The sequence below is a fragment of the Actinosynnema sp. NPDC023587 genome, assembly GCF_040640215.1.
In the GTDB taxonomy this organism is placed as follows: domain Bacteria; phylum Actinomycetota; class Actinomycetes; order Mycobacteriales; family Pseudonocardiaceae; genus Actinosynnema.
Window position 1 is genome coordinate 531,176 of record NZ_JBFABG010000002.1, and the last position, 16,502, is coordinate 547,677.

Sequence of the window (16,502 nt, forward strand, 5' to 3'; positions counted from 1 at the left end):
CGCCTTAACGGCGGCGCGACTTCCGGTCGTCCTTGATGTGGCCCTTGAACGTGCGGGTCGGCGCGAACTCGCCGAGCTTGTGCCCGACCATCGCCTCCGTCACGAACACCGGCACGTGCTTGCGGCCGTCGTGCACCGCGATCGTGTGGCCCAGCATGTCGGGGATGATCGTCGACCGGCGGGACCAGGTCTTGATCACGGTCTTCTTGCCCGACTCGTTGAGCACGTCCACCTTCTTGAGCAGGTGGTCGTCCACGAAGGGGCCCTTCTTAAGGCTCCGAGGCATCCTTCACTCCCTCCCTGCTCAGCGCTTCTTACCGGTGCGACGACGCCGGACGATGAGCTTGTCGCTTGGCTTCTTGCGGCGGCGAGTACGGCCTTCCGGCTTACCAGCCGGGTTGACCGGGTGGCGACCACCGGAGGTCTTGCCCTCACCACCACCGTGCGGGTGGTCGACCGGGTTCATGGCCACACCGCGGACGGTGGGCTTGCGACCCTTCCAGCGCATCCGGCCCGCCTTGCCCCAGTTGATGTTCTGGTGCTCGGCGTTGCCGACCTCGCCGACCGTGGCGCGGCAGCGCACGTCCACGTTGCGGATCTCGCCCGAGGGCATCCGCAACTGGGCGTACGGGCCGTCCTTGGCCACGAGCTGCACGCTCGCGCCGGCGGAACGGGCGATCTTCGCGCCGCCGCCGGGGCGGAGCTCGATCGCGTGGATCACCGTGCCGACCGGGATGTTGCGCAGCGGCAGGTTGTTACCCGGCTTGATGTCGGCCTTGGGGCCGTTCTCGATCCGGTCACCCTGCTGCAACTTCGCCGGGGCGATGATGTAGCGCTTCTCGCCGTCGACGTAGTGCAGCAGCGCGATGCGGGCGGTGCGGTTGGGGTCGTACTCGATGTGAGCGACCTTGGCCGGAACACCGTCCTTGTCCGTGCGGCGGAAGTCGATGAGGCGGTAGGCCCGCTTGTGGCCACCACCCTTGTGCCGCGTCGTGATCTTGCCCGAAGCGTTCCGGCCACCACGGCCGTGCAGCGGGCGGACCAGCGACTTCTCCGGCGTCGTCCGAGTGATCTCGGCGAAGTCGGAGACGCTCGCACCGCGACGACCGGGGGTCGTCGGCTTGTACTTGCGAATGCCCATCTCTACGCAGTCCTCGTCGTCATCAGGCGGCCGGGCCGCCGAAGATCTCGATCGGCTTGCTCTCGGCGGACAGCGTCACGATGGCGCGCTTGGTGTCCTTGCGCTTGCCGAAGCCCGTCCGGGTGCGCTTGCGCTTGCCCTGGCGGTTGATCGTGTTGACGCTGACGACCTTGACGCCGAAGACCTTCTCCACGGCAATCTTGATCTGGGTCTTGTTCGAGCCGGGTGCCACCAAGAAGGTGTACTTGTTCTCCTCCAGGAGCCCGTAGGACTTCTCGGAGATGACCGGCGCGAGCAGGATGTCCCTGTGGTCGGGGATCACTTCTCGTCCTCCACTTCGGACGAACCGGCGACCGCCTCGGCCGAGCCCTTGCCCTGCTGGGCCTTGCTCGCCAGGAACACGTCCAGAGCGTCCTTGGTGAACACCACGTCGTCGTTGACGAGCACGTCGTAGGTGTTCAACTGGTCCGGGGCGATGATGTGCACGTGCGTGAGGTTGCGCAGGCTGACCCACGAAACCTCTTCGCTGCGCAGCAGCACGACCAGCACCCGACGGGCCTCGGTCACGGACTCCAGGACCTTGCGGGCGGTCTTCGTCGACGGGGCGTCGCCCGAGACGAAACCGCTCACGACGTGGACCTGGCCGGCGCGCGCCCGGTCGGAGAGGGCACCGCGCAGGGCGGCGGCCTTCATCTTCTTGGGGGTGCGCTGGCTGTAGTCGCGGGGCTGGGGGCCGTGCACGACGCCACCACCGGCGAACTGCGGCGCGCGGGTCGAGCCCTGGCGGGCGCGACCGGTGCCCTTCTGCCGGTACGGCTTCCGGCCACCGCCGGACACCTCGCCGCGGGTCTTCGTGGAGTGCGTGCCCTGGCGGGCCGCGGCCAACTGGGCCACGACGACCTGGTGCAGCAGCGCCACGTTCGCCTGCGCGTCGAAGACGGACGAGGGCAGGTCGACGCTGCCTTCGGTCTTGCCGTCCGGGGTGCGGACCTCAACGGACGTCATGATCAGGCACCACCCTTCGCAGCGGTCTTGACGAACACGGTGCCGCCCTTGGGACCGGGCACCGCGCCCTTGATGAGGAGCAGGCCCGACTCGAGGTCGACCCGGTGCACCCTCAGGTTCTGGGTGGTGACGCGCTCGTGGCCCATGCGTCCCGCCATGCGCAGGCCCTTGAACACGCGGCCGGGCGTGGCGCAGCCGCCGATGGAGCCCGGCGAGCGGTGCTTGCGCTGCGTGCCGTGGCTCGCACCGAGGCCGTGGAAGCCGTGGCGCTTCATGACACCGGCGGTGCCCTTGCCCTTGCTCGTGCCGACCACGTCGACCACCGCGCCGGCCTCGAAGACCTCGGCGGTGACTTCCTGGCCGACCTGGTACTCGGACGCGTCCGTGGTGCGCAGCTCCGCCAACTGCCGGCGGGGTGTGACGCCCGCCTTGGCGTAGTGGCCCGCAACGGGCTTCTTGACCTTGCGCGGGTCGATAGCGCCGAAGGCCAACTGCACGGCCGAGTAGCCGTCGCTTTCCTGGGTCCGGATCTGGGTGACCACGTTCGGCTCTGCCTTGACGACGGTTACCGGCACGATCCGGTTGTTCTCGTCGAAGACCTGAGTCATGCCGAGCTTGGTGCCCAGGAGGCCCTTAACCTGCCTGTCAGACATTGGTCTCGTTACTCTCCGCGTCCAACGCTTACTGGATGTTGACGTCGACGCTCGCCGGCAGGTCGATGCGCATGAGCGCGTCCACCGTCTTCGGCGTCGGGTCGAGGATGTCGATCAGACGCTTGTGCGTGCGCATCTCGAAGTGCTCGCGCGAGTCCTTGTACTTGTGCGGCGAGCGGATGACGCAGTAGACGTTCTTCTCAGTGGGCAGCGGCACAGGCCCGACGACCCGAGCGCCGGTGCGCGTCACGGTCTCGACGATCTTGCGCGCAGACGCGTCGATCGCCTCGTGGTCGTAGGCCTTGAGCCGGATGCGGATCTTCTGTCCCGCCATGGTGGCTTGCCGTTCCTCTGCTTCTCGATACCGCTGCGGTGCGGGCAACCGAATGAGGCCGTCAAGCCTTCGGCGCGTACCGCCCCCTATTCAGGACTGACACCTCAGCGGTGTCACGGTGCCCGGTCCACGCGGTCGGGCGTGTCGCACCCTTGGCCATAGACCGGTCCCACTGATGAAACCTTGTGGGATTGTCGTGCTGCTAGATCCCCTCGTGACGGAGCGGCCGGGTTCTGATGGAACCGGCCGCCCCGTGACGAGCAACCCGTCAATGGTTGCACACCGGGGTGCGCAGACCAAATCGGGGGTCCGAAAATTAGAGCCAGGTCACTTGAGGATCTTGGTGACCGAGCCCGCGCCGACCGTCCGGCCACCCTCGCGGATGGCGAACCGCAGGCCCTCGTCCATGGCGATCGGCTGGATCAGCTTCACGGCCATGGTCGTGGTGTCGCCCGGCATGACCATCTCGGTGCCCTCGGGGAGGGTCACGACGCCGGTCACGTCGGTCGTGCGGAAGTAGAACTGCGGGCGGTAGTTGTTGAAGAACGGCGTGTGGCGGCCACCCTCGTCCTTCGACAGGATGTAGACCTGCGCGTCGAACTCGGTGTGCGGGGTCGTGGTGCCCGGCTTGACGATCACCATGCCGCGCTCCACCTCCTCGCGCTTGACGCCACGCAGCAGCAGGGCGGCGTTGTCGCCGGCCTGGCCCTCGTCGAGGAACTTCTTGAACATCTCGATCGAGGTGACCGTGGTCTTCTTCGAGGTCTCCTTGATGCCGACGATCTCGACCTCTTCGTTGACCTTGACCACGCCGCGCTCGATGCGGCCGGTCACCACGGTGCCGCGACCGGTGATCGTGAAGACGTCCTCGACCGGCATCAGGAACGGCCGGTCGACCTCGCGCTCGGGCTCCGGGATGTTCTCGTCCACGGCGTCCATCAGGCCGATGAGCTTCTCGCCCCACTCGGCGTCGCCCTCAAGCGCCTTGAGCGCGGAGACGCGCACGACCGGCAGGTCGTCACCCGGGAACTCGTACTCGGAGAGCAGCTCGCGGACCTCGAGCTCGACGAGCTCCAGGATCTCCTCGTCGTCCACCATGTCGGCCTTGTTCAGGGCCACCACGATGTAGGGCACACCGACCTGGCGGGCCAGGAGCACGTGCTCCTTGGTCTGCGGCATCGGGCCGTCGGTCGCCGCGACCACCAGGATGGCACCGTCCATCTGCGCCGCACCGGTGATCATGTTCTTGATGTAGTCGGCGTGACCGGGGCAGTCGACGTGCGCGTAGTGGCGCTTGTCGGTCTGGTACTCGATGTGCGCGATCGAGATCGTGATGCCGCGCTGCTTCTCCTCCGGCGCCTTGTCGATCTGGTCGAACGGCGTGAAGGGGTTCAGGTCCGGGAACTTGTCGTGCAGGACCTTGGAGATCGCAGCGGTCAGCGTCGTCTTGCCATGGTCGATGTGACCGATGGTGCCGATGTTGACGTGCGGCTTCGTCCGCTCGAACTTCGCCTTCGCCACTGGATTGTCCTCCTGGACTTCTATTGCTTTGCCCGGCGGGTGCAGCGACACCCGCCGAACTTCACGTCAGGGTTGTGCGGACCCCAGGGACGAGACCCCGGAGAGCCCGCGTGGTGCTGCGGTGCTCCGGTTGGGGTTACTCGCCCGTCGCCTTCGCGATGATCTCCTTGGCGACGTTCGCGGGAACCTCGGCGTAGGAGTCAAAGGTCATCGAGTAGTTCGCCCGACCCTGGGTCCTGGACCGCAGGTCGCCGACATACCCGAACATCTCCGACAGCGGGACCAGTGCCTTCACGACACGGGCACCGCTGCGCTCCTCCATGGCCTGGATCTGGCCACGGCGGGAGTTGAGGTCGCCGATCACGTCGCCCATGTAGTCCTCGGGCGTGGTGACCTCGACGGCCATCAGCGGTTCGAGGATCGCCGGGCTCGCCTGGCGGGCGGCTTCCTTGAGCGCCATGGAACCGGCGATCTTGAAGGCCATTTCCGACGAGTCGACCTCGTGGTACGCACCGTCGAGCAGCGTCACCTTCACGCCCACCAACGGGTAGCCGGCCAGCACGCCGTACTGCATGGCGTCCTGCGCGCCCGCGTCGACCGACGGGATGTACTCCCGCGGGATGCGGCCACCGGTGACCCCGTTGACGAACTCGTAGAGCGCGCCGTCTTCCTTCTTCTCCAGCGGCTCCAGGTCGATCAGGACCTTGGCGAACTGGCCGGAACCACCGGTCTGCTTCTTGTGCGTGTAGGAGTACTTCTCCACCTTGCGGCGGATCGTCTCCCGGTACGCGACCTGGGGCTTGCCGATGTTCGCCTCGACCTTGAACTCGCGGCGCATGCGGTCCACCAGGATGTCCAGGTGGAGCTCGCCCATGCCGGCGATGATGGTCTGGCCCGTCTCCTGGTCCAGGTTGACCCGGAACGTCGGGTCTTCCTCGGCCAGCTTCTGGATCGCGGTGCCCAGCTTCTCCTGGTCCGCCTTGGTCTTCGGCTCGATCGCCACCTGGATGACCGGCTCCGGGAACGTCATGGACTCCAGCACGATGGGGTGCTGGGAGTCGCACAGCGTCTCACCGGTGGTCGTGTCCTTCAGGCCGATCACGGCGTAGATGTGGCCCGCGATGGCCTCGTCGACCGGGTTCTCCTTGTTGGCGTGCATCTGGAAGATCTTCCCGATGCGCTCCTTGCGGTCCTTGGTCGAGTTGATGACCTGACTGCTGGCCGCGACCCGACCCGAGTAGACCCGGATGTAGGTCAGCTTGCCGAAGAACGGGTGCGAGGCGATCTTGAACGCGAGCGCCGCGAAGGGCTCCTCGACGGAGGGCTTGCGGAAGGCCGGCGTCTCGCCGTCCTGGAGCGTGCCCTCGACCGGGGGGAGGTCGAGCGGGGCCGGCAGGTAGTCGATGACCGCGTCGAGCATGGGCTGGACGCCCTTGTTCTTGAACGCGGAACCGCACAGCACCGGGTAGGCGCTGCGGTTCTTCACGATGTTCCGGATGCCGGTCTTGATCTGCTCGGTGCTCAGCTCTTCGCCACCGAGGTAGAGCTCCATGAGCTCGTCGTCGGTCTCCGCGACGGCCTCGACCAGCGCCTCGCGGTACTCCCGGGCCTTGTCGGCGAGGTCGGCCGGGATCTCCTCGACCGTGTAGTCCTCACCCTTCTGGACCTCGCCGTGCCAGGTCAGCGCGCGCATCTCGACCAGGTCGACGACGCCGGTGAAGTCGCTCTCGGCCCCGATCGGGATCTGGATCGGCAGCGGCTTCGCGCCGAGGCGCTCCTGGATGGTGCGCACGGTGAAGTAGAAGTCCGCGCCCAGCTTGTCCATCTTGTTGACGAAGCAGATGCGCGGGACGTCGTACTTGGTGGCCTGCCGCCAGACCTGCTCGGACTGCGGCTCGACGCCTTCCTTGCCGTCGAACACCGCGACCGCGCCGTCGAGCACGCGGAGGTTGCGCTCCACCTCGACCGTGAAGTCCACGTGACCGGGCGTGTCGATGATGTTGATCTGGTGGTTCTTCCAGAAGCAGGTCGTCGCGGCCGACGTGATCGTGATGCCGCGCTCCTGCTCCTGCTCCATCCAGTCCATCACGGCCGCGCCGTCGTGGACCTCGCCGATCTTGTAGCTGATCCCGGTGTAGAACAGGATCCGCTCGGTCGTCGTGGTCTTGCCCGCGTCGATGTGGGCCATGATCCCGATGTTGCGGACCTTGGCCAGGTCGGTGAGCACATCCTGTGCCACGGGTGTTTCCCCTGTCTTGAGCTCGCAGGCTCACTAGGGCCGGGAGAGCCCGGCGGCTGCCCAGAAGTGGGTCTTGTGGCCGGCCGCCGGGCGTCACATCACCAGCGGTAGTGGGCGAAGGCCTTGTTCGACTCGGCCATCTTGTGGGTGTCCTCGCGGCGCTTGACGCTCGCGCCCAGGCCGTTGCTCGCGTCGAGCAGCTCGTTCATCAGGCGCTCGACCATGGTCTTCTCGCGGCGCTGCCGGGAGAAGGTGATCAGCCAGCGCAGCGCCAGCGTGGTCGAGCGACCGGGCTTGACCTCGATCGGCACCTGGTAGGTCGCACCACCGACGCGGCGGCTCTTGACCTCCAGGGCGGGCTTGACGTTGTCGAGCGCGCGCTTGAGCGTGACCACCGGGTCGGTGCCGTTCTTGTCGCGGGCGCCTTCGAGGGCGCGGTACACGATCCGCTCGGCCACGGAGCGCTTGCCGTCGACCAGCACCTTGTTGATGAGCTGGGTCACCAGCGGAGAGCTGTAGACCGGGTCGGAGATCAACGGCCGCTTCTGGGCCGGTCCCTTGCGGGGCATCAGCTCTTCTCCTTCTTCGCGCCGTAACGGCTACGGGCCTGCTTGCGGTTCTTCACGCCCTGCGTGTCGAGGGAACCGCGAATGATCTTGTACCGGACGCCGGGGAGGTCCTTCACACGACCGCCGCGCACGAGCACCATCGAGTGCTCCTGGAGGTTGTGGCCCTCACCCGGGATGTAGGCCGTGACCTCGATGCCGCTGGTCAGCTTCACGCGAGCGACCTTGCGGAGCGCCGAGTTCGGCTTCTTGGGCGTGGTGGTGTAGACGCGGGTGCACACACCGCGCCGCTGCGGGCTGCCCTTGAGCGCCGCGGTCTTCTGCTTCGCGACCTTGTCCTGCCGGCCCTTTCGGACCAACTGCTGGATCGTTGGCATTCGCCGACTGCTTCTTCCGTTCGAGTGCCCGTCGCCTTGGGGGCGTCGACCACTGTTTACCTGGTCCCTCTCTGCACCCGAGGTCGGGCGTGTCGCGCCCGTAGACCCCAGGTCCGCAGGCAACATCCCAGGACGCCCCTACGAGTGGAGGTCACCGCGGCCCGCAATCCAGCACCACTGGCGCGTAGGCACACGGAGCGGCCCGACATGGGTCGGGCACGAGTACCAAAGATACCCCGCCCGCTTCCCACTGGTCAAAACGGGTCGGTCACACCGCGGGGCCGGGCACGCGGGTGCCCCGCCGGTTCACCCGCTGTTCGTGCCCAACGCCGCCCACCTGCGCGGAATTCCCCCGCGCGGACCACCTCCGCCGCCGGTTCCGGGCGGCGGTCACACTGGGGCGCGTGGACTCCGTCGCGCCCGGCCCCGACCCGCTGCGCCGCCGCAAGGCGACGACCGTGCTGGTGATCGTCTCGGTGGTGGTGCTGCTGCTCGCGGCCGGTGCGGTGTTCGCGCTCAGCCGCACGTCGAACCCCGCCGCGGGGGACTGCGTGGTCACCTCCGGCGGCCCGACGACCCCGATGGCGGTGCGGAAGATCGACTGCGGCGCGCCCGAGGCGACCTACCGGGTGTCCCCCGCACCGTGCCCGGAGGGCGACTACTTGGCCGCCGACGACCTGTGCCTGAGCCTGGACGTGGTGCCGGGCGACTGCCTGAAACCCGTTGATTACCAAGGCGTTTCGGCGTTCCACACGTGGCCGTGCGACCAGGGCGAGGTGCGGCGGGTGACCCGCGCGGTCGACGTCGCGGACCGCGCCGCGTGCGACGGCGGGGCGGCCCACGTCTACGCCGCTCCCCCGCGCACCGTGTGCCTGGACCGGTGAGCCACGGCGCACACTGATCGGGTGAACTCCGAACTCGTCGCGGGCATGGCCGCGCTGGTCGCGTCGGACGCGCCGGCCGAGGTGCTCGCGGTGCGCGGCGACGTCGTGGTGGTGCGGGTGGGCGAGGTGGTGGTCAAGGCCCACGAGCGCGGCACCGACCGCGCGGTGCTCGCCGCCCGGCTCCGGGTGGCCGGCGATCCACGTCTGGGTGAACTCCTGCTCGCGCCGCTCGACGCGCCGGCGGTGGTGCTGGGCCGGGTGGTCACGGTGTGGCCGCTCGGCGTGCCGGTGCCGCAGGACGTCGACGCGCTGCCGCTGGAGGCCGCCGGGCGGCTGCTGGCCGAGCTGCACCGGTTCGGTCGGGCGGACTTCGCCGACCCGGTGCCGCCCGCCGGCGCGCGACCCCGGATGGAACGCGCGGTGCGCGACCTGGCGGACGTGCCGGGCGCGCGGGTCGTGCGCCGGGCGTTCGGCACGCTGGGGCCGGTGCTCGGGGGCGCGACCGGGGACACCCTCATCCACGGTGACTGGCACCTCGGGCAGCTCGTCCGGCGCGGTGGCTGGCGGCTGATCGACGTCGACGACCTCGGCCTGGGCGACCCGGCGTGGGACCTGGCCCGCCCCGCCGCGCTGTTCGCCGCGGGCGTGCTGGACCCGGAGTCGTGGGGCCGGTTGCTGGAGACCTACCTCGACGCCGGCGGGACGGCCGTGACGCGCGCCGACCCGTGGAGCCGCCTGGAGGTGCCCGCGCGGGCCCTGGTGGTCCAGATGGCCGCGCGTGCGCTGTCGGCTGCGGAGCGCGACGACAAATCGCTCACCGAAGCACAAGAGGCGCTGATCGACGCGTGCGGTCGGATCGTCTCGGAACACGAACCCATTCCGCGCGGCTAATATCGCGCGTATCGCACCGAGAGCAGGAGGCTCACACGATGCAGTGTCCCAAGTGTCATGCGAACATGCGCACCTTCGACCGCATGGGTGTACACATCGAGCAGTGCGACGGCTGCCGCGGGGTCTTCCTGGACTACGGCGAGCTGGAGGCCATCACGCGCCTGGAGACCCAGATGGCACCGCCGCCCCCGCCGCCCGCCGCGCCCGCTCCCGCCCAGGTGCACTACGTGCAGCCGGTGCAGCAGGTCCAGCCGGGTTGGGGCGCGCAGCCGCACTACGGCCACGGCTACGGCCACCGCAAGCACCGCGGTCTCGGCGGGCTGTTCTTCTCGTCCTGATCCGCGATCCGAGTCGGTCGTCGAGCCGGTCCCGGCAGGTCCGGGTCCGGTTTCGCCGGCACCGTTGCGACTGGTGGAAGACCGGGCGATGCTCAGGAGCGGCTGAGGGAGGTCGTCATGTCCGTCGCGACGGAGACCGCGTCGATGCGGTACCTCTTCGACCAGATCGAGGAGATCGAAGAGGTCGCGTCGAGCCTCCCGGCGGACGACGAGCGGCGGCACAAGCTCGACGGCGTGGTGGCGCGCGCGCTGCGCAACGCCCCGCCGGTCAGGCCCGTCGTGGCCGGCGAACTGCTCGACCTGACCGAGAAGACGGTCAAGGCGTGGGCCCGGGAGGGCGTGCTGGCGATCCACAGCCAGGAACCCCGGATGCTCCTGGACGCCGTGCGGCTGCACGAGGTGCTGCACGTGGTGTCGGAACTGCGCCGCGCCGGCCGCACCCGCGGCCTGCTGGACGAGGTGCACCGCAGGCTGGGCGACCGGACCCCGCTCGACCGCGAGGACCTGGTGACGGGGCTGGCGCGGTTGGGCCGGGGTGGGGGACGGGCAGTCCGCTCGGCTTGATCACCGCCGTGGAGACGCCGCTCGCCGGCGTCCGGGCCACGAACCGCCGTGCCGTTCGGACGGCACTCCCCCAGTCGACGCGTGCCGGGTGCGGCGGGGTCGGGCCACCCCGCCGCACCCGGTGACCGCGCTGGTCAGCCCGTCACGGCCAGGTGGCCCTCGACGGCGGTCGGGCGCGGTGCCTTGCCCGGCGCGGAGGCCGCCGGGCCGGTCGTGATCCGCGCGGTCGGCGTGGGCGTCCCGGATGCCTTGCCACAGCTCGCGGACGCGATGTCGATCTTCTGGACCCCGGCGGCCTCGATGGCGATCGCCACCACGGTGAGCGTGCCGTCGGCGGCGCGGGTCTGCTTGTTCAGCACCACGGACGCCACTCCGGGCACGCCGACCCCGGTGTTCGGCGGCGGCTGGACCGCGAGCGGCACCGCGCCCGCCTTCGCGCCGGCGAGCGTCACCTGGCCCGCACCGTCCACGCAGGACGCGCTGACCGCCTCGGCGGTCACCTCGGCGATGTCACCGGGCAGCTTCAGCAGAGCCAACTGCGCCTTGAGGTCCGCGACGCTCGCCCGCGCTCTGCCCCGGTCCGCCTCGGAGCTGAGCGCACCGGCGGACAGGACCGGTGAACCGGCGTCCGGGAGCCGCGTCGACGCCGCCGACGTCTGCCGGAACCCGTTGCGGCTGTCCAGCGCGGCCAGCGGCGGGACGGTGAGCGGCCCGGACGCGGACAGCGCGAACGCGGAACTCGCGCCGGAGGCGGACGGGTCGGCCGCCGCACCCGGGGTGGTCACGACGAGCGCCAACGCGGCGGCGGTGAGGGCGGTCAGGAACTTCTTACCGGACAAGGCAATGCCTTTCTGGGTCATTTGACGATCACCACGGTCCCCAGCGGAAGGGTCAGCAGCAGGTCGAGGGCGTCGTCCGGGACGCGGATGCAGCCGTCGCTGCCGGCCACGCCGAACGGACTCGCATCCGGCCACCCGTGCAGCGCGACCGTGCCCGGTCCACCGCCGAACGTCTCGTGGCTGTCGGAGTGCGCGCCCAGGGGGAGGATGTGCGGGCTGAACGTCGTCACGGTTTCCCTGATCGACGCCATGAGGTAGGTCCGGCCGGTCGGGGTCGGGTACTCGGGCTTGCCCGTGCCGACCGTCCAGGTGCCGCGCGATCGGCCCTTCTCGGACACGTCGAGGCGGAACGCGGCCAGGTCGACGGTGACCAGGAAGTCGTTCTCGGCGCGCTCGAAGTCGCCCGAGCCGGTGAACACCCAGCCGCTGGAGCGGTTCGGGCGGACCGGCAGCAGCACCTGCGACCAGCCGTCCCGGCGGGCGATCTCGGGGACCCAGGTCGGCGAGCCGAGCTGGGTCCCCGGCAGCCGGGCGACGGCCTCGCCGTCGGGCCGGTCGTAGACGGGCACGGCCTTGACGGCCCGGAGCACCTGCCCGGCGGTCGGCGACGTGTCGTCGTCCCGGGGCAGGCCGTCGATCTCGGCGAAGGTGGTGGCCTCCGGGAGGGCCTCGAAGGACCGCACGTCCACCGCCGTCGGAGCGGGCGGGGGCGGGGGCGGCGGATCCGGGGTGCCGGCGCAGGACGTGACGGCGAGCGCCGACACGGCTGCGAGCAGCAGCGAACGCAACATCGTGGGTCCCGATCAGGTTGAGGTCAGGTGACGGCGGAGGTGCCTCGACACGGCCGGTAGCGGCCGATCGGCACAAAGTCACGCCGTACCGCGAAGCTATCCACTTCCGAGGATCGGTCGCAAGCAGCCCAACGCCCTGCCACCTGAATGCCCCATCGCTTTACTCCACCTGTTCCAATCGGGCCCAAGATCGCCACTGAAAGTGACGTTCAATTACCGCGCGCTACAGCGGTCCGTCGGCCGTCAGTGCGCTCGGCAGGGGTCCTCGGAGCGTGCCCAGGGGTGCACGGTGGCTCCGGGAGGTGGAGCAAGGCCGGGAAAGCGAACGACCCCCGGAGCGGGAGGCTCCGGGGGTCGTTCGGGGGGACTGCGGTCAGCGGTAGTCGCGACCGAAGTCGTAGTCGTCCAGCGGAACGGCAGCGCCGGTCCCGGTGCCGAAGACGTCCGGCGTGTAGTAGCCGTCGTCGTAGGACGGGATGGCGTACGCCGCCGCGCGGGCTTCCTCGGTCGGCTGCACCTGGATGTTCCGGTACCGGTTGATGCCGGTGCCAGCCGGGATCAGCTTACCGATGATCACGTTCTCCTTGAGACCGATGAGCTTGTCCGAGCGGCCGTTGATGGCCGCGTCGGTCAGCACCCGGGTGGTCTCCTGGAACGACGCCGCCGACAGCCACGAGTCGGTGGCCAGCGACGCCTTGGTGATACCCATCAGCACGGGACGGCCGGCGGCGGGCTCGCCGCCTTCCGCCACGACGGCGCGGTTGCCGCTCTCGAACTCCGCGCGCTCGACGAGCGAGCCCGGCAGGAACTCGGTGGCACCCGAGTCGATGATCGTCACCCGGCGCAGCATCTGCCGGACGATGACCTCGATGTGCTTGTCGTGGATCGCCACGCCCTGGGCCCGGTAGACCTTCTGGACCTCCTGGACGAGGTGGAGCTGGGCTTCGCGGGGACCCATCACGCGCAGGACCTCGTGCGGGTCCGGCGTGCCTTCCAGGAGCTGCTGGCCGACGTGCACGTGGTCGCCGTCCTGCAACGGGCCGGTGACCGTGTTCGCCAGGCGCTGACGCTTGGACAGCTTCTCGAAGATGATCTCCTCGGACCCGTCGTCCGGGATGAGGGTGATCTTCCAGAAGCGGTCGCCGTCCTCGATCCGCACGCGGCCGTCGACGTCCGCGATGGGTGCCTTGCCCTTCGGCACCCGGGCTTCGAAGAGCTCCTGCACGCGGGGCAGACCGGTGGTGATGTCGTCGCCGGCCACACCGCCCTGGTGGAAGGTGCGCATGGTGAGCTGCGTGCCGGGCTCGCCGATCGACTGCGCGGCCACGATGCCGACCGCCTCGCCGACGTCGACGAGCTGGCCGGTCGCCATCGAGCGGCCGTAGCAGGACGCGCACACGCCGACCGCGGACTCGCAGGTCAGCACCGAGCGGACCTTGACCCTGGTGACGCTCGCCTCGACGAGCGTGGCCAGCGCCGGGTCGCCCAGGTCGTCACCGCGGTTGAGCACGACGTTGCCGTTGGCGTCGGTGATGTCCTCGGCGATGGTCCGCGCGTACACGGAGGTCTGCGCGAACTCGGCCAGACCGACCTTGTCGCCCAGCTTCTCGCCGACCGTCATGTTCACGCCGCGCGTGGTGCCGCAGTCGACCTCGCGGATGATGACGTCCTGCGAGACGTCCACCAGACGACGGGTCAGGTAACCCGAGTCGGCGGTGCGCAGCGCGGTGTCGGCGAGACCCTTGCGGGCACCGTGGGTCGCGATGAAGTACTCCAGCACCGACAAGCCCTCGCGGAACGAGTTCTTGATCGGGCGCGGGATGTACTCGCCCTTCGGGTTGGTCACCAGACCGCGCATGCCGGCCAGCGACCGGACCTGGGTCATGTTGCCCGCCGCCCCGGACTTCACGATCATGCGGATCGAGTTGTCCTCGGGGAAGTTGGCCTCCATGACCTCGGCGACCTCTTCGGTGGCCTTGGTCCACACCTTGACGAGCTCGTTGTTGCGCTCGACGTAGGAGAGCTGACCGCGCTGGTAGCGCTTCTCCACCGCGTCCGCGAGCTTCTCGTACTCGTCCAGGATGCCCTGCTTGGCCTCCGGCACGAGCACGTCGGAGATCGCGACGGTGACACCGGACCGGGTGGCCCAGTAGAAACCGGCGTCCTTGAGCTTGTCCAGCGTCCGGGCGACGGTGACCATCGGGTACCGCTCGGCCAGGTCGTTGATGATCGTGGCCTGCCGCTTCTTAGGCATGACCTCGTTGATGAAGGCGTAGTCCTGCGGCAGGACCTCGTTGAACAGCACCCGACCGAGGGTGGTCCTGGCCAGCCACGGCTGACCGGGCTCCCAGCCCTCCGGCTCCTCGTCCTTGGGCGGGTTCTTGTCGGAGATGCGGATCTTGGCCATCGCCTGGAGGCCCAGGGCCTTGCGGTCGTAGGCCATCAGCGCCTCGGCCGGCGACGAGTAGGCGAGACCCTCGCCGACGTCGCCCTCCTTGTGCCGGGTCAGGTGGTACAGGCCGGTCACCATGTCCAGACGCGGCATGGCCAGCGGCTTGCCCGACGCGGGCGAGAGGATGTTGTTCGACGACAGCATCAGCACGCGCGCCTCGGCCTGCGCCTCGGCGGACAGCGGCAGGTGGACCGCCATCTGGTCACCGTCGAAGTCGGCGTTGAACGCCTCGCAGACCAGCGGGTGGAGCTGGATGGCCTTGCCCTCGACGAGCTGCGGCTCGAACGCCTGGATGCCCAGGCGGTGCAGCGTGGGTGCGCGGTTGAGCAGCACCGGGTGCTCGGTGATGACCTCTTCCAGCACGTCCCACACGGCGGGGCGGGCGCGCTCGACCATCCGCTTGGCCGACTTGATGTTCTGCGCGTGGTTGAGGTCGACCAGCCGCTTCATCACGAACGGCTTGAACAGCTCCAGCGCCATCTGCTTGGGCAGACCGCACTGGTGCAGCTTGAGCTGCGGGCCGACCACGATGACCGAACGGCCGGAGTAGTCGACGCGCTTGCCGAGCAGGTTCTGGCGGAACCGGCCCTGCTTGCCCTTCAGCAGGTCGGACAGCGACTTCAGCGGCCGGTTGCCCGGACCGGTGACCGGACGCCCGCGGCGGCCGTTGTCGAACAGCGCGTCGACGGCCTCCTGGAGCATCCGCTTCTCGTTGTTGACGATGATCTCGGGCGCGCCGAGGTCGATCAGCCGCTTGAGGCGGTTGTTCCGGTTGATCACCCGGCGGTACAGGTCGTTCAGGTCGGACGTGGCGAAGCGGCCACCGTCGAGCTGCACCATCGGGCGCAGGTCCGGCGGGATGACCGGGACGCAGTCCAGCACCATGCCCTGCGGGTTGTTGCGGGTCGCCTGGAAGGCGGCCACGACCTTCAACCGCTTGAGGGCGCGCAGCTTCTTCTGGCCCTTGCCGCTGCGGATCGTCTCGCGCAGGACGTCGGCCTCGGCGTCCACGTCGTAGTCGCCGAGCAGCCGCTGGATGGCCTCGGCACCCATGGCACCGGTGAAGTAGTCGCCGTAGCGGTCGTACAGCTCGCGGTAGAGCATCTCGTCCGCGATGAGCTGCGCGCGCTCCAGCTTGGTGAAGGTGGACCAGATCTCGTCGAGCCGGTCCAGCTCGCGCTGCGCCCGGTCGCGGAGCTGGCGCATCTCGCGCTCGCCGCCCTCCTTGACCTTGCGGCGGACGTCGGACTTCGCGCCCTCGGCCTCCAGCTCGGCCAGGTCGGCTTCGAGCTTCTGCGCGCGGCCCTCGACGTCGGCGTCGCGCTTGTTCTCCACGCGCTTGCGCTCGACCTGCATCTCGTTGTCGAGAGTCGGCAGGTCGTTGTGGCGCAGCTCCGCGTTCACGCCCACGATCACGTAGGCGGCGAAGTAGATGATCTTCTCAAGGTCCTTGGGGGCCAGGTCGAGCAAGTAGCCCAGCCGGCTGGGGACGCCCTTGAAGTACCAGATGTGCGTGACCGGGGCGGCCAGTTCGATGTGGCCCATCCGCTCGCGGCGCACCTTGGCGCGGGTCACCTCGACGCCGCAGCGCTCGCAGATGATGCCCTTGAACCGGACGCGCTTGTACTTGCCGCAGTAGCACTCCCAGTCCCGGGTGGGACCGAAGATCTTCTCGCAGAACAAGCCGTCCTTCTCCGGCTTGAGCGTGCGGTAGTTGATGGTCTCGGGCTTCTTGACCTCGCCGAAGGACCACTGGCGGATGTCGTCCGCGGTCGCGAGACCGATGCGGAGCTCATCGAAGAAGTTGACGTCGAGCACGTCTACTCTCTTCCCCTTTTGATTCGGTTGCCCTTGCGGGCGGTGCTTGGGAGCTGGTGGCTCGGCGGTCGGGGGAAGGCGGGAGGCCC

17 protein-coding genes are annotated in these 16,502 nt (G+C 69.1%); 4 read left to right on the forward strand and 13 right to left on the reverse strand.

Annotated elements, in window-relative coordinates; translation table 11 throughout:
* Positions 1–4: 4 nt before the first annotated feature.
* From rpsS to rpsL, 10 genes are all read right to left on the reverse strand, one after another.
* Positions 5–286, reverse strand: coding sequence for a 30S ribosomal protein S19 (gene rpsS / locus AB0G01_RS07575; RefSeq protein ID WP_015105260.1), 282 nt, complete (start codon positions 284–286; stop codon positions 5–7).
* A gap of 18 nt (positions 287–304) precedes the next feature.
* Positions 305–1,141, reverse strand: a complete 837-nt coding sequence (gene rplB, locus AB0G01_RS07580) for a 50S ribosomal protein L2 (protein ID WP_360940771.1) — start codon at positions 1,139–1,141, stop codon at positions 305–307.
* Positions 1,142–1,163: 22 nt separating this feature from the next.
* A complete protein-coding gene (gene rplW / locus AB0G01_RS07585) occupies positions 1,164–1,463 on the reverse strand; it encodes a 50S ribosomal protein L23 (RefSeq protein WP_360940773.1) in 300 nt (99 codons plus the stop codon).
* Positions 1,460–2,146 carry a 50S ribosomal protein L4 gene (rplD, locus tag AB0G01_RS07590; protein ID WP_360940775.1) on the reverse strand — a complete coding sequence of 229 codons (687 nt, stop codon included), beginning with the start codon at positions 2,144–2,146 and terminating at the stop codon, positions 1,460–1,462. Before rplD ends, rplW begins: the two co-directional genes overlap by 4 nt.
* A gap of 2 nt (positions 2,147–2,148) precedes the next feature.
* On the reverse strand, positions 2,149–2,799 hold the full coding sequence (gene rplC / locus AB0G01_RS07595) for a 50S ribosomal protein L3 (RefSeq protein ID WP_360940777.1): 651 nt from the start codon (positions 2,797–2,799) through the stop codon (positions 2,149–2,151).
* A 28-nt stretch (positions 2,800–2,827) separates the two neighbouring features.
* Positions 2,828–3,133: a 30S ribosomal protein S10 gene (gene rpsJ / locus AB0G01_RS07600; RefSeq protein ID WP_003938093.1), complete on the reverse strand. Its 306-nt coding sequence runs from the start codon at positions 3,131–3,133 to the stop codon at positions 2,828–2,830.
* 327 nt (positions 3,134–3,460) lie between these two features.
* A complete protein-coding gene (gene tuf / locus AB0G01_RS07605; protein WP_360940778.1) occupies positions 3,461–4,654 on the reverse strand; it encodes an elongation factor Tu in 1,194 nt (397 codons plus the stop codon).
* Between the two features lie 136 nt (positions 4,655–4,790).
* Complete coding sequence (gene fusA, locus AB0G01_RS07610; RefSeq protein ID WP_360940779.1) at positions 4,791–6,893, reverse strand: elongation factor G; 2,103 nt, start codon at positions 6,891–6,893, stop codon at positions 4,791–4,793.
* Positions 6,894–6,991: 98 nt separating this feature from the next.
* Positions 6,992–7,462: a 30S ribosomal protein S7 gene (rpsG, locus tag AB0G01_RS07615; RefSeq protein ID WP_360940781.1), complete on the reverse strand. Its 471-nt coding sequence runs from the start codon at positions 7,460–7,462 to the stop codon at positions 6,992–6,994.
* Positions 7,462–7,836 carry a 30S ribosomal protein S12 gene (rpsL, locus tag AB0G01_RS07620; RefSeq protein WP_030473471.1) on the reverse strand — a complete coding sequence of 125 codons (375 nt, stop codon included), beginning with the start codon at positions 7,834–7,836 and terminating at the stop codon, positions 7,462–7,464. The genes rpsG and rpsL overlap by 1 nt, the downstream gene beginning before the upstream one ends.
* 404 nt (positions 7,837–8,240) lie before the next feature.
* Here rpsL and AB0G01_RS07625 point away from each other — a divergent pair, with 404 nt between their 5' ends.
* The 4 genes from AB0G01_RS07625 (at position 8,241) to AB0G01_RS07640 (ending at position 10,513) form a co-directional block, all read left to right on the forward strand.
* Positions 8,241–8,720 carry a hypothetical protein gene (locus AB0G01_RS07625; protein ID WP_360940783.1) on the forward strand — a complete coding sequence of 160 codons (480 nt, stop codon included), beginning with the start codon at positions 8,241–8,243 and terminating at the stop codon, positions 8,718–8,720.
* 21 nt (positions 8,721–8,741) lie between these two features.
* Positions 8,742–9,611 carry a phosphotransferase gene (locus tag AB0G01_RS07630; protein WP_360940785.1) on the forward strand — a complete coding sequence of 290 codons (870 nt, stop codon included), beginning with the start codon at positions 8,742–8,744 and terminating at the stop codon, positions 9,609–9,611.
* Between the two features lie 38 nt (positions 9,612–9,649).
* Positions 9,650–9,949: a zf-TFIIB domain-containing protein gene (locus tag AB0G01_RS07635; RefSeq protein ID WP_360940787.1), complete on the forward strand. Its 300-nt coding sequence runs from the start codon at positions 9,650–9,652 to the stop codon at positions 9,947–9,949.
* Between the two features lie 117 nt (positions 9,950–10,066).
* Positions 10,067–10,513 carry a hypothetical protein gene (locus AB0G01_RS07640; protein WP_360940789.1) on the forward strand — a complete coding sequence of 149 codons (447 nt, stop codon included), beginning with the start codon at positions 10,067–10,069 and terminating at the stop codon, positions 10,511–10,513.
* A 134-nt stretch (positions 10,514–10,647) separates the two neighbouring features.
* Here AB0G01_RS07640 and AB0G01_RS07645 read toward each other — a convergent pair whose 3' ends face one another.
* The 3 genes from AB0G01_RS07645 to AB0G01_RS07655 all read right to left on the reverse strand — a co-directional run bounded on the left by AB0G01_RS07645 (position 10,648) and on the right by AB0G01_RS07655 (position 16,413).
* Positions 10,648–11,373: a choice-of-anchor P family protein gene (locus AB0G01_RS07645; protein ID WP_360940791.1), complete on the reverse strand. Its 726-nt coding sequence runs from the start codon at positions 11,371–11,373 to the stop codon at positions 10,648–10,650.
* On the reverse strand, positions 11,370–12,143 hold the full coding sequence (locus tag AB0G01_RS07650) for a L,D-transpeptidase (RefSeq protein ID WP_360940793.1): 774 nt from the start codon (positions 12,141–12,143) through the stop codon (positions 11,370–11,372). Before AB0G01_RS07650 ends, AB0G01_RS07645 begins: the two co-directional genes overlap by 4 nt.
* Before the next feature lie 373 nt (positions 12,144–12,516).
* Positions 12,517–16,413, reverse strand: coding sequence for a DNA-directed RNA polymerase subunit beta' (locus AB0G01_RS07655; RefSeq protein WP_360940795.1), 3,897 nt, complete (start codon positions 16,411–16,413; stop codon positions 12,517–12,519).
* Positions 16,414–16,502 lie beyond the last annotated feature (89 nt).

Bases quoted from the DNA above. Each gene is read 5' to 3' on its own strand.
- AB0G01_RS07640 (WP_360940789.1), top strand. From the start codon at position 10,067: ATGTCCGTCGCGACGGAGACCGCGTCGATGCGGTACCTCTTCGACCAG.
- rplB (WP_360940771.1), bottom strand. From the start codon at position 1,141: ATGGGCATTCGCAAGTACAAGCCGACGACCCCCGGTCGTCGCGGTGCG.
- rpsL (WP_030473471.1), bottom strand. From the start codon at position 7,836: ATGCCAACGATCCAGCAGTTGGTCCGAAAGGGCCGGCAGGACAAGGTC.
- rplD (WP_360940775.1), bottom strand. From the start codon at position 2,146: ATGACGTCCGTTGAGGTCCGCACCCCGGACGGCAAGACCGAAGGCAGC.
- AB0G01_RS07650 (WP_360940793.1), bottom strand. From the start codon at position 12,143: ATGTTGCGTTCGCTGCTGCTCGCAGCCGTGTCGGCGCTCGCCGTCACG.
- AB0G01_RS07645 (WP_360940791.1), bottom strand. From the start codon at position 11,373: ATGACCCAGAAAGGCATTGCCTTGTCCGGTAAGAAGTTCCTGACCGCC.
- rplC (WP_360940777.1), bottom strand. From the start codon at position 2,799: ATGTCTGACAGGCAGGTTAAGGGCCTCCTGGGCACCAAGCTCGGCATG.
- rpsS (WP_015105260.1), bottom strand. From the start codon at position 286: ATGCCTCGGAGCCTTAAGAAGGGCCCCTTCGTGGACGACCACCTGCTC.
- rpsJ (WP_003938093.1), bottom strand. From the start codon at position 3,133: ATGGCGGGACAGAAGATCCGCATCCGGCTCAAGGCCTACGACCACGAG.
- AB0G01_RS07635 (WP_360940787.1), top strand. From the start codon at position 9,650: ATGCAGTGTCCCAAGTGTCATGCGAACATGCGCACCTTCGACCGCATG.
- rpsG (WP_360940781.1), bottom strand. From the start codon at position 7,462: ATGCCCCGCAAGGGACCGGCCCAGAAGCGGCCGTTGATCTCCGACCCG.